The organism is Bacteroides sp. UBA939, from assembly GCF_002293435.1.
GTDB lineage: Bacteria > Bacteroidota > Bacteroidia > Bacteroidales > Bacteroidaceae > Bacteroides.
On sequence record NZ_DBDF01000038.1, the window covers coordinates 11368 to 24793 of the forward strand.

Annotated in this window: 7 protein-coding genes; 5 read left to right on the plus strand and 2 right to left on the minus strand. The window is 52.1% G+C overall.

Translation table 11 applies throughout. From position 1 onward, the window contains the following. Positions 1–154: 154 nt before the first annotated feature. The 5 genes from B2Z67_RS02695 to B2Z67_RS02715 all read left to right on the plus strand — a co-directional run bounded on the left by B2Z67_RS02695 (position 155) and on the right by B2Z67_RS02715 (position 9959). Positions 155–3286, plus strand: coding sequence for a hypothetical protein (locus B2Z67_RS02695; protein ID WP_291528280.1), 3132 nt, complete (start codon positions 155–157; stop codon positions 3284–3286). After that, complete coding sequence (locus B2Z67_RS02700) at positions 3279–5558, plus strand: hypothetical protein (protein ID WP_291528281.1); 2280 nt, start codon at positions 3279–3281, stop codon at positions 5556–5558. The genes B2Z67_RS02695 and B2Z67_RS02700 overlap by 8 nt, the downstream gene beginning before the upstream one ends. Continuing rightward, positions 5545–8031, plus strand: a complete 2487-nt coding sequence (locus tag B2Z67_RS02705) for a contractile injection system tape measure protein (protein ID WP_291528282.1) — start codon at positions 5545–5547, stop codon at positions 8029–8031. The genes B2Z67_RS02700 and B2Z67_RS02705 overlap by 14 nt, the downstream gene beginning before the upstream one ends. Before the next feature lie 68 nt (positions 8032–8099). Further along, positions 8100–8639, plus strand: a complete 540-nt coding sequence (locus B2Z67_RS02710) for a DUF4157 domain-containing protein (protein ID WP_291528283.1) — start codon at positions 8100–8102, stop codon at positions 8637–8639. 27 nt (positions 8640–8666) lie between these two features. Next, complete coding sequence (locus B2Z67_RS02715) at positions 8667–9959, plus strand: ATP-binding protein (RefSeq protein WP_291528284.1); 1293 nt, start codon at positions 8667–8669, stop codon at positions 9957–9959. Between the two features lie 9 nt (positions 9960–9968). Here the strand turns inward: B2Z67_RS02715 and B2Z67_RS02720 are convergent, their stop codons facing one another. Continuing rightward, complete coding sequence (locus B2Z67_RS02720) at positions 9969–11090, minus strand: vWA domain-containing protein (protein ID WP_291528285.1); 1122 nt, start codon at positions 11088–11090, stop codon at positions 9969–9971. A gap of 92 nt (positions 11091–11182) precedes the next feature. Continuing rightward, positions 11183–13420 carry a DUF5682 family protein gene (locus B2Z67_RS02725; protein WP_291528286.1) on the minus strand — a complete coding sequence of 746 codons (2238 nt, stop codon included), beginning with the start codon at positions 13418–13420 and terminating at the stop codon, positions 11183–11185. Positions 13421–13426 lie beyond the last annotated feature (6 nt).

Below are 13426 nucleotides of genomic sequence, written 5' to 3' on the forward strand. Positions count from 1 at the left end.
TCGGGAGTGTAGAAAATATTTTTTATCGTTCATTTTGCCCATTCCGCCTCCAAATTCTACTTAACAGAGTTCAGGGGTAGCAACATTGAGATTTCTTTTTCCCAAGAATTGAAGAACGCAGAAAACATTGAGATATAAAAATGATAGATTGACAATGGCAATGAACAACAGGCACAGCGGCACCCTCCGCACCGACTACGAAGCCGGTCAAGCAAGGCTGGACGGCTTCCAGATCCTAACCTCCGACCGGCACGTCCTGCTACACCGGTTGGAAAAGTCGGGCGGCACGTTGTGTCCTCTTCTGGAGAACCACGTGCTAAGCGTGCTTGCCGACATCAGCCGCAAGCAACTGTCGGGCTATGGCGAGAGTTTTTCCGGTGCACAAGGCACAGCGGATGTGGCACGCTATGCGGAGAAGCTCAGGAGAGATATCGAAAGCTGGAGCCGACGTCTGGAGACTTATATCCTCCAGAGTTTGAAGTCGGGACATAGCGACAGCATTGCCGTCAAGACAGCTCAAAAACTGGATGACAGTCTGAAAGCCGCCTTGCCCGATGGCAATGTAGCGAAGAAGGAAGACTATTACCGGATGCTCCGCACCGTGACTGCCATTCAGGAACAGGCAGACCGCTATACAAAACAGGCGGAGAAAAGCGGAGATACGGAACCTGCACTGGCCTTGTTGCTGGCTTATCTGAAAAGCTACAGCGACATCACCGATACTTTCAACCATCGCCTTGCCTCGCTGCCCGGCATCTATCTCCGGGAAATCCTGCACGCCAAGCCGAAAGCCGCCGAGCCGGACCATGCCTATGTAGTCATCACCTCAGAAGCGGAAGGCTTCACCTTGCCGACAGGAACGGCGTTCCCTGCCGGAGCAGAATCGGTTTATAAGACGGAGAAAGAAGAGTACATCAGCCCAATGCAATGTGTGGAGGCGGATGCAGTCTATCCGGACAAGGAAGTGCTCTACAAACACCCTCTGCTGCAAGGAACAGAACAACCGTTCGCTCACGGCAAAGCATTATATATCGGCTGGCAAATCGAGTCGCCCATGCTGGTGCTGGAGGAAGGGAAACGGAAAGTGACGGTTCTCTTTTCATTGACCGGCAACAGCGTTTTGCCCGACAGTTTCCCGGCGGATGCCCTTGCACTGCAACTAAGCAGTGAGGAAGGATGGACGGAACGGACGTGCCGGTACGGCATAGAGGACGGGCAGCTTGTTGTCCACTTTACCATCGGGCAGGAAGAGGCGGTCCCCACCGCCTGTACAGAGGAAATACACGGCATGGCAACGGAATATCCCGCCCTGCGGCTTCTGACTGACCAGCCCCGATGGGCAAGCCGGTTGAGCATTGACAACGTGGAAATACAGGCGGAAGTGACCGGTATCCGTAATTTCACCTTGAAGAACGAACTGGGAGAGGCGGACATCGCGCAACCCTTCCAGCCTTTCGGCATACAAGGGGGACGCGGTGCATCGTTCCTTTTCGGCAGTATGGAAATGGGACTGAAACCTTTGCAGGAAGTCCGTTTGCAAGGCACGTGGAAGAACCTGCCCGGAACGGAAGCGGAATTCAACAGGCTGTATAAGGAATATGATACCCATGCGGACTTGTTCACCGTCTCAGTCGGATACCGGCAAGACGGCAGGTGGAAGCGCTGCGGCGAAGAACAAAGACTGTTCCGCTTCGATGCGGACGGAAATATGGACAAGGCGGAAATTTCTTTTATTTCCAATGAAAAAGAAGATTCCAATGAATACGGAGACCACTGCGACAAAGAAGGTCTTTTCCGTGTCACCTTAGAATCTCCCGCCATTGGTTTCGGCATGGAAGCCTACCGCAAACGGTTCATGGAAGTGATGATAAACAACAGCCGCCGCAAACGGTTCATGGAAGTGTTGATGCACAACATCTGCTGCAAGAAGAAGGAGCTTAAGGAAATCCCGCAGGAACCTTCCGAACCGCTACTTGCCGATGTGGAACTGTCATACATTGCCAAGGCGGACTGGAAAGACCCCACCATCCGGCTGAGCCGCATCACCGGCTGGTCGGCACAAGAGCCGCAAGCTGTCGACAAGGGTGAGATACAACCCTTCCTGCTTCCCGCTCCGGCGGAACATTTGGTTCTGTTTGCCTTCACCCGTGCCGCGGGAGAAGGCAAAGTGCGGATGTACATCGACACGGCATTGCCCAAGGAACGCATTCCCTTCGGCAGTCCGCAACCCGGGCAAAACGTAAAAGCAGACTGGGAACTGTGGAACGGAACCGGCTGGCAAACCATCAGCCACGAATCCGTTCAAGCGGAAGAGACCTGCGGACTGACGCAAAGCGGTTTCATCGAGATAACCCTGCCGGAGAAGATCAATAACAACTATACGGACCGGCAAGGCTGCTTGTGGCTGCGTGCCGCATTAACGGGCAATGTGTCCGCCTGCCTTGCCATACGGGGCATCTGGATGAACTGCATCCAAGTGACCGCCGTGGATGGTGACGGTACACCGCTACCCGCCGGAACCCTTCAGGAACTGGAAGAAATTGACGAACGAATCGAAAGTATCACGCAGCCTCTGCCCGGTTTCGGGGGACGGACAGCCGAGACGGAGACGCAACATGCCGTGCGGCAACAGATGCGCCTGCACAACCGTCACCGAGCCGTCACGATGAAGGATTACGAGGAACTGGTGCTGGAGCATTTCCCCGAAGTGGACAAGGCGCAGTGCATCGCCATTCCCCAAGAGAATACCCCATCGGACATCCATATCGTGGTATTCAGCCGCATGGAGGACAGCCGCTACTTCCTCTCCCCGGCCTGGAAACTCGAAGAGATACAACGGACGGTAAGCCGGTACACATCGCCTTTCGTTTTGCTGAAAGTGGTCAATCCCCAGTATGATAAGATAACGGTAAACTGCAAGGTGGTGCTGCGCGATAAGGTACAAGACAAAAGCAAAGTATTGCGACAACTGGTGGTGCTGGCACAGGAGTGCATCTCTCCGTGGTACCGGAAAAAGGAGATTCCCGACTCGGGGCGAAGTTTCTCCTACAAGGAACTGCACACGTGGATGGCGAATCACGAAGATCTGTTGCGGCTGGTTTCGCTGGAAGTCGGCGGAATCAGCCTGCCCAATGTGGATGTGGAAACGGAAGACTACGTCTTTAAAGGCAGCAAGCCGTGGAGTACACTGCTACCGGAAATAAGAATCGGACTGCTCTCTCCCAGTGACGGCATCGAAGAAGCCGAAATCGGAAAAAACTTTATGATTAAGATAGCTTATGAATAGAAATCAAGTAATGGACGAGCAGAAAGAACCCTACATAGCGCAGCAGGCCGAAGAGGATGCCCTCTACACGAAATTGCAAACACAGATGTTGGAAGAAGTGCAGCGGCTGTCGGGCAAGGTATGGACAGACTACAACGTACATGATCCCGGCGTGACCGTAGGCGACATCACGAATCATGCCCTGACGGAACTGGATTATAAATTGGGCTTCCCCCTGACGGACTATTGTGCGGAAAAGGGAGGCACATTTGCCCCCGAACGGCTCGGTCTCTTCCCACCGGAGAAGGTCTATACCACCCAGCCCATTACGGTGGAGGATTACCGCAAGCTCTTCCTTACCCATATCCCCGAAATAGACGATGTACAATTGGTATGCAACCGGCAGACCGGCGGCTATACCATTAAAGCATTGCTTTCTCCCTTCGGGGTGGAAGACGAGAAAACGGTGTGCGAACAGATAAAAGCCCTGTTCCATCAACACCGTAACCTGTGCGAGTACCTGTCGGACGAAGTGAAGATACTGAAACCCGATGAACTGGAATTTCATGCTGAGTTCGAGATAAAACCGGGAGAGGACGCGTCCGTCGTACTTGCCAGGATATATAGTACTATCTTGCGTTACCTCTCCGGTACGGTACGGCTTTCCACTCCCGATGAAGCGGTAAATTCCGGCATCTCTCCCGAAGAGTGGCTGGAAGGCGTGACTGATGTCGTGCGTCCGGTGGTTCCTGAACTGCAACAGACCGAACACGAACTCTACAAACAACTCCGTGCGGTGGAAGGGGTACGTTCGTTCACAACCTGCTACCTGATGAAGGACGGAGAGCCACAGACGAATTTCCTGGAAGGATTCGGCTTGCAAATACCCACGGAAGCTAAGGAACTGCACGTCCGTATCCGTCAGGGACGCTTCGAGGTGGAATCGAACCTCGCCATCTTCCGTACCCAGCTGGAAGCACTATACCAGGCAAGGCGGCACAGACAGCCCAACCGGACGGAGCAAGGACAAAAATATCATTGGAGCCTTCCGGATACCGTTTACCGCGACATCTTTGCTCACGACTCCGTTATTGGTGACTTCCCGGTCTGCTATCGCCTGTCCGGAAAGGAAGGACAAGAACAAACCGCCTTTGAAAGCTATTTAAAATTGTATGACCAAGTGATACAGGACGGGCTGCAGGAAGTGAAGGAACTGCCCCGCATCTTCTCCATCGAAACGGAGGGTGCCGCAAACCTGACCGACCGGCGCATCCGTGCGCTGAAAAAACAGTATCTGGACTTCCTCGACAAGCTATATGGTGTGGAAAGCCACCCCGCCTGGCTGTCGGAACAGAACTGCTACGGCGAGACAGAGGAAGGCACGTTGCGGAGGAGAATGAATTTCCTGCGCCATGTCGCCCGGCTGACCGGTAACCGTTCGCGGGCAAGAGACATCCTGCCCCGTAAGGAAGAAAGCGACACACCGGTGGTAAAGGAATGGTTTTGCCGGTTGCTGGGTCTTGAGAAGAGCGACGAATATACCGTCAGCAACGTATTGCCCAAGCACAACCTGCGCATTGTGGATAAGGCCGAAATATCATTGACGGATAGAATTGACTCTCTGCTTATCGACGAACGTATGCTGGAAGAAGACAAGGTGGACAAAATCAATTACGAGGAACTTGCGGCGGACGAGGCGGAAAAGCGCAGGGAATATGAGATGATGCGTTCGGAACTGGGCTATTTCAATGTAAACCGGATCAGCGGTGACCTGTTCCGGGGCGGAACAGACCTGGAGAATTACCGGACAGTGCAACTCGGCAAGGAAGAATACATGCTGATGTACCGCAACCGGGAACGGAACGGCTGGATCAATCTGGGAAGTGCAGGAAGCCGGGAACGGCTGAATACGCTGGCAAACATCCTGCGGCGTTTCCTGCGCGAACTGAACCGTGCGTGCGAGACGGTCTATATTGTGGAGCCTATACTGGCTGACACCGACAGACCATTCCGGCTGATACTTGTGCTTCCAGCTTGGACCAGGCGTTTCCACTCGCCCCGTTTCCGGGAAAATTGCAAGGACTTGTTGCGTTGCCTCCTTCCGGCGCATCTTTCCGTCGAGATATACTGGCTTAATGAGCACAGCATGAAAAGATTTGAAAGTTACTATCATCAGTGGATACACTCGCTGACAAACTGCCGTATGGGAGATTATAAAAAACTGCTGCTATTAGCCATGGACGAGTTATTGAACCCTACAACGAAAAAAGATAAATCAGATGATACTAATTGACCACATATCTTTTGAGTTTACCGCCCCGGACGAAGTATTCGCACACAGACTGTATGCAGACTGGGACGACTTTTGCCACCGCTGCTTCGAACAAGTGGTGGAGGAATGCTGCACCACCTACGACAAAGAAAAGGTGTTGTACGAGATTGAACGGCTGGAACTGAACCTGGGTAACATCCCGGAAGAGGAGTTTCACAGTGAATTTCCCCGGCGATTGAGGGAAGAACTGCTGAAAGCATTGTCCTCCCTGAATATACGGACTGCAGACGAGGTGGAAAAGAGTGCTGCTTCCCGCCGGGACAACCTGCTGTTCTTCCTGGAACATGGCTTTCCAAAGCCGGAGTGGACAGACGGTGACTTCAACCCGTCGATAGAGGCTGAGTGGTTGCTCTCACAATCCACCACTATCTATATGCCCTTCATACAGAATGCCACCCTCCTTTGCTTAGGACGGGAACATGCCTTGCGCCGCCTGTTATGGCAGACGGACAACGTGGAGATGCACCTCCGGATTTACACTACCGCGCTTGCCGAACCCTCCGCAGGCTTGCAGGAAAAGCACCGTTTCCTTGCTTTGATACTGGAGGAAAAGCCCGGTATCGCCGTGCGCTTCATCCACAAGGTAGGAAGTGACGAGGAACTGCACAGCATGACGGTCTTGCTCGACAGCCCGACTGTCCGGCAACTCATGCAGACCGAGATGAAGGAACACGCCGAAGTGGACCTTCCTCCCTACTGGCATTATCTGTATGAATGGCTCATCCAATATTATCCCTTCAACGGGCTTGCCATGTTCGGCGGCAAGGCAGAGTTCATCCGCCACCTGCACCACCGCCTGCTGACATTTATCCGCAAACGAAGCGATTCACCCTACCTTTCCAAAGTGGAACTGACCTTGGACTTCCTGCTGGAAGTGTTCGGTCATACCTATTATAAAGATGTGTTGAACGACATCTATGAGTTACAAGCCAGCCAGCCGGACGGTTCTCCCGTGTATGACGGATATTTCAACCGGGAACTGTACCGGATATTTATGCAGCTTTCCCTGTTGCGACAGCCTGCTATTATGAAACAGAAAGCAACCGGGGAAAAAGTGGAATCCCAAATACTGTTTGAAGAGCGCTGGAATACAACGGAAGGTTTTACCGCATGGTTGGAAGACTCATCCGAGCCTGCCGAGCGTAAGCGTGAGCTACTGCAAACAGCAGTTACGGAGAATACACAGGAATGGATGGCGTTGCTCCGCAAAACAGTACCAAAAGAGGGCATACCTGATGCGGTAACCGACAATCTGCCTGTGTCCGTGTTGCAACAAGGTATGGCAAAGGTCAGCTTTTATCAGGCATCGGTCTTGTCAAGGACGATAGAGCGGATTGAACAAAATGCGGATGCGTTTCCATTCCTTACGGCAAGCGGTATCCCTTTATCTTCGGCCCTGTCAAAAGCCTTGCTGCTTTATATGCAGGATGCGGACACCTTGGAACGTACACTGACGGAGAGGGAGATTATAGAGAAGTTCCTTGCTTTCCTATACCATATATATACAGGACAAACAGACTACCACAATGAAACCGGGTGGAAGCAACTGTCTGAAGAAATCATACCGAAGCCGGAACAACAGGAAGATAGCGGGCAAGAAGAGCAAGAAGTAGCTAAAATCCGGGCAAGCCTTCCTCTGTATACGGCGGAACTGCTCCGACAAGTGACGGAAGTATTACGCTTGGACGAAGAAGAACAACGGTTGGCATGGAGCACCTATATGGCAACCGGGAAAAAGGAAGAGGAATGGTCGTACAGCAGTCCGGAGGAAAAGATTCGCCTCTTCGTGCAGACAGTAGTTTCCCTGCAAGGGCAAGGAGAATCAGAAGTGGAAGAAACCGTCCGACGAGTCAAAGCGGAACTGAAAATTCAAGAAGATGTAATGCCTGTCATAGATAAGGTACCGGAGTTCTTCCTCGTAGGCAATGCCGGTCTTTGTCTGTTCACCCCCTGGTTTATCCGATTGTTCGGTATGCTCGGCTATCTGGACGAAGAGCGGAATTCGCTCAAGAATACGACTCTGAAAATCCGTGCCGTGTTCCTGCTGCAATACGTTGTTTACGGGGAGGAACGGGAATACCGGGAGACAGAACTGGTCTTCAACCGGTTGCTTACCGGGTTGTCCCGGCACATTCCCCTCCCGAAGTACCTGCCACTTACCGATGAGGAAAAACAAACCGCCGATTCCATGGTGACAAGTATAAAGGCCTACTGGTCGCAAATGAACGGCACATCGGTAGAAGGATTCCGTCAGAGCTTCATCGCCCGCAACGGAACATTGGAACAGCAGGAGGAACAGTGGTCGTTGTCGGTAGAGAAAAAGACTCACGACATCCTGCTCAATTCCGTATCATGGAGCTTCAGGAAGATACGGTTGCCGTGGCTCAAGAAATACATTCAGGTGGTATGGAACGAGAAACAGGAACTTCCCTGATGCCACAAGTCGGCAACAAGAGAAAGTTGAGATAAAGACATTATATAAACCATATAAATGGATATCGTATGGAAACAGAAAAAGTATATCAGGAAAAGACGGCACGCACCATCCAGCAGAAGCAGGAAGGTAGCGGCGCTTTGCAATTTGTGGATAACCGTCCGATAAGCCCGGCCCTGCAACGGATGGGAGAAGACGAAGAAGATACCCTGCAAGGAAAGTTCGGACAACCGCTTCAGCGCGAGGAGGATGAAGAATTGATGCAGGGAAAGTTCGAGGAGCCGGTGCAGAAAAAAAATGAAACCGGCATACCGGATAATCTGAAAACCGGAATTGAGGATTTATCAGGCTTTGCGATGGATGATGTACGGGTGCATTACAATTCGGACAAACCGGCTACGATACAGGCACTTGCCTATACGCAAGGTACAGACATCCATGTAGGCCCGGGACAGGAAAAGCACCTACCCCATGAGGCATGGCACGTGGCGCAACAGATGGCAGGTCGTGTGAATCCAACCATGGAAGTGGGCGGAATACCGGTGAATGACAACATCGGTCTGGAACATGAAGCGGACATAATGGGTGCAAGGGCAAACAGCCTTTAATAATGCGAATCAGGAGTTAAAGGAGTTATGCGTGAATCTATCGAATGGTTTAACCAGGCATTGACCGTCGCCATCCAGCTTTACTTCCGGCAGGAGTGCAAATACGGTCGACTGGAAGAGGTACGGCCACCTCGTAACGGCTGGATGGAGAAAGTGACGGACAACCCGGACATCCGCTTCGATGAGCATGTCGTGGTGATGCTCGCCCTCATGCCCCATGTCTGTCCACAGGCACTGGACATCTTCTTTGTGCAGAACAAGGATTTCGACCGCCAATACACCGAGTTCGGCGGCTGGAAAGGTTTGTCGCACAGTGGCTTCCTGCCCACGGGCGAAACGGCCTTGTTCATCCTCGCCAGAGAAGATATAGAGAAGCGGAAGGAAGTAGCACACTTGTTCGGACGCGACCATTGGTTCTACCGCAGCAACATCCTGCGGCTGGAAGGCGCGGGCGAAGGCGAACCGTTCCTGAGCGGGCAGTTGCGTGTAACGGAAGAGTTCCTGAGTCGTGTACTGCTTGACACAGAGTACAAACCGGATTACAACATCGGTTTCCCCGCCAAACGTATCACCACCGAACTGGACTGGGAGGACATGGTACTGGACTATCAGGTGGAAGCCGAATTGGAAGAGATAAACACCTGGATTTCCTCCGGAAAGACCATCATGGAGGACTGGGGACTGTCCCGTTTCCTGAAGGCGGGCTACCGTTCCCTGTTCTATGGCCCTCCCGGCACGGGAAAGACACTGGCGGCAACCCTACTGGGCAAGAAGAACCGAATGGACGTGTACCGCGTAGACCTCTCCATGATTGTATCGAAATACATCGGCGAGACGGAGAAAAACCTTGCCCGGGTGTTCGACCTTGCCGAAAACCGGAACTGGATTCTCTTCTTCGACGAAGCGGATGCCCTCTTCGGCAAACGTACTTCCACAAATAGCTCCAACGACCGGCATGCCAATCAGGAAGTGGCTTACCTGCTGCAACGGATAGAGGACTTCCCCGGTATAATTATCCTGGCCACCAATCTGCGCAGCAACATCGACGAAGCGTTCTCGCGCCGTTTCCAGTCGGTGGTTTACTTTCCGATGCCCACACCGGAACTGCGTGCCGAGTTGTGGGGGAAGATGCTCCCCACGCAATGGCTGGGCGGGGATAAGGGCGAATTAATCGCTCTTGCCGCCGAAACGGAACTCTCCGGTGGCTCCATCACCAATGTGGTGCGGCGATGCGCCTTGTACCTAATAAAAGCCAAGGAAAGGATATTGGATAAACGGATATTGAAAGAGGCGTTGCAGAAGGAAAAGTTGAAAAGCTGACCATACGTGTTATTGCATCTGGGATACCCACATACCTATATCCTGCTTGCTGAGGGCAGCGGCCATCAAGTCCGGAAACTTATCCGGGGTACAGGCAAATGTAGGTACGCCGATGGAAGCCAGAAATTCTGCATGGTTCTTGTCGTACGATGGTGCACCGTCGTCATTCAATGCCGGAAGCACAATCAGTTGCACACCGCTATTGACCAACGACACAAACCGCTTTCTCATCTCCCGGGCATCTCCTCCTTCGTACAAGTCGGTCACCAATACCAGCACGGTGTCTTGCGGGCGGGTAATCACTCCCTGGCAATAGGTTAGCGCCCGGGCGATATCTGTTCCTCCTCCGAGTTGCACGCCGAACAGCAGGTCGACAGGGTCTTGCAAATCCTCCGTCAGGTCTACTACAGCCGTATCGAAAACTACCATCCGGGTAGTGACTGCCGGGATAGATGCCAATACGGAACCGAATATCCCGGAGTATATCACCGAAGTACCCATCGAACCGCTCTGGTCCAGGCACAGGATGACGTCTTTCAACGCTCTTCTTTTACGTCCGTACCCGATACGTATTTCGGGGATAACTGTTTTATACTCCGGTTGATAGTTCTTCAGGTTCCGTTGGATGGTCGTTTTCCAGTCTATCTCATTATAACGCGGATTCCGGCGACGGCTTGAGCGGTTTAAGGCTCCGGTCACTGCCTGTTGCATGGGTGCCGACAGTTTCCGGAGCAGCTCATCCACCACTTGGCGGACTACCTGACGGGCCATTTCTTTATTCTTTTCGGGAATCACCCGGCTCAGTGACATTAAGGTTGCCACCAGGTGGACATCGGGAACAACTGTTTCCAGCATTTCCTTTTCGGTAAGCAGGCTGGTGAGGTTCAATCGCTTGATGGCATCCCGCTGAATGACTTGCACCACCGTCTGCGGAAAGAACTCGCGGATATCGCCCAACCATCGGCTTACTTTAGGAGCTGATGATCCCAGTCCTCCCCTCTTGTCGCTATCATATACTGCTTGCAGGGAGCGGTCCATGCGTTGCTCCTCCATGTTCAAGGTCACTCCTGTTCCGTCGGCTTCATCTCCGCCCAGTATCAAGCGCCATCTTTTCAGCATTTCTTCTTCCATGTTTTCTTTTGATTTTATAAATGATTGGTCATATCCATAGCACGATAATGAGAATTTAGTTGTCTCACAAACAGGAGTATCTCTATATATTATCAATTCCTCATTGTCTCAAGCCCCAATAACTGACGAATCACGGGGATTACCTTCTTCGCTTCTTCCCGGTTCAGATGCATATCACCCGCGCCAGCGATTCCCGCAGAATGTTGAGCGGACATTGCCCCCGCATTCTTCGCCTTCTCCCCCAACTTGCGCAGTTCGGCAGAGGTGAATTGGCTGAAGGTACGCCTCAGGACAGGAAGCAGCTCCATAAACACTCCCTTCTCCTGCGCACACACCCAGTTATTCACCAAATTCCAAAGCCGGTCATCCAACAGAAGAATGGAACCTGAGGAACGCAAAAACCCTTCAAACCAGTATGCCATATCCGCCGGAGAGTTACCCACTGACGAATAAAAGCTCAGCGTAGCCTCCATTTCCTCTACCGAAATCTCCCCCTTATCATTCAATAACCGGGTAGCATAACCGGACAACAACGGATGTACACCCGCAGAAGTACGCATCTGGCCAATGAAACTAAGCCACATCCCATTCAATTCTTCCCGGTTGAGAATAGAAAGCGCATAATCCGTAGCCGCCAGTTTATCCAGGATATCACTTGCCGCCTCCTCATCAATATGAATGCATACCAGCACTCCACCCGCCAGAATACGGGCTATGATAGCCTCAAGCATCGTACCCACTTTAGAGAAATCAAGATTACGCACATTCCCGTAGCGGACTATACTCACCAGACCGGGCACTGCCTCCATCATCTCCAGGATATCCGTAGAGGCGGCAGACAGATTATCCAACTGCACAGTCATAGCTTCTACCAACGCCGGAAGGTCTGCCGGAAGCACTCCGTTCAACAAAACAGTCAGTTCGGGAATATGCTTGATATCTACCATCTGCTTAACCAGATAGTTCTGCGTTGCTTCCATCACAGTATTTCCCCAGATAGCCCTTTCTATCAGTTGAACAATCTGTTCCGGCTTATGATACAAGGTCCACTTCTCCTTGAAAGTACCCTTACCGTCCGTTTGTCCGGGCAATGTCCAATCAATGTTCAGTAACCGGAGGCGATGGAAGAAGACACTGCGCTCCAAATCGTTCGGTTTGCGGAGGTCTAACACCAGTTCTTTTATTTCGGCCGTAAAAGGCACACGGAGCCGTTTCTGTATCTTCTCCATGTCCAGCAGCAAAGGCACTTTGGGCACCTCGTCGGGCACGCTTCCCAAACGGTTGCTGATAACCAGTTCTTCTTTGATGATTTGCAATAGTATGTCATCTCCAAAGCCCATTACGGTGGTTACCGCTTCATTATATTCGTGTAAGGAAGGATGAGACAGGTTCCTCAAAGCAGCCGTAGCCTGTGCAAGGCGGACAGTTTCAATCACATGCGCTACTGAAATATCCATGTTCTTCCGGCGGAACAAGTCGGCAATGCGGCTCACCCAAAGCGTACCGTCATCATCGGGATGATGCCAAAGGTAATGATACCAGCCCGGAGACTCGATTCCTGCTCCATAACCGCTGCGAAACGACAAGCGGTCGTACGTCCACGGAATCCATGTACACTCCACTTTCACTTTGGGCAGCCCTTTCAGCAATTCATTGTCATCCTTCACCTTGAGCATACTGCTTAATGCAGGTACGTGCCACGCGCCGCAAACAACAGCGATACGCTCGTAGTTCTCCTTCTGCGCCGCACGAATCATCTTGCGCATCCATGCTTCACGTATCAAGTCGCGCGAAGAAGTATGCTCCGGTAGTTCCTCGCGAAGCGCAGTCACAGCTTCCTGTACAGCTTGGAAAATATCAATGGAATCCCTTCGGTGCTCAATCATGGTTTCCCACCAAGACTCCCCATCCGTAAATCCGGATGCATGGGCAAGCCAGTCGAATGCGTCGCCGGAGGCTTTCTCTACCTCTGCTGTTGCCACTTCTTCCGTTGCTTCTGCCGCCTGTTTACGAAGAGCCATCGAATGAGCCAAAGGCAAATCGAAAAAGCGGAAGGGAACCTGATTCTCCACAGCATAACGCATGACCTGCCACTCCGGCGAGAACTCTGCAAACGGATAGAATACTGCATTCTGCGGTTCATCCGGTTGGTATGCCAACAAGGCAACCGGGGGCTTCATCTGCGGACTATCCACACAGGAGAGCAATGCCTCACCTTCTGCCGGGCCTTCTACCAGAATCAAGTCCGGTTGCAATTCCTGCAAATAGTTCAGCACATTGCGGCACGACCCCGGACCATGATGCCTGATTCCTAATAAATGAGTTGCCATTCCTAC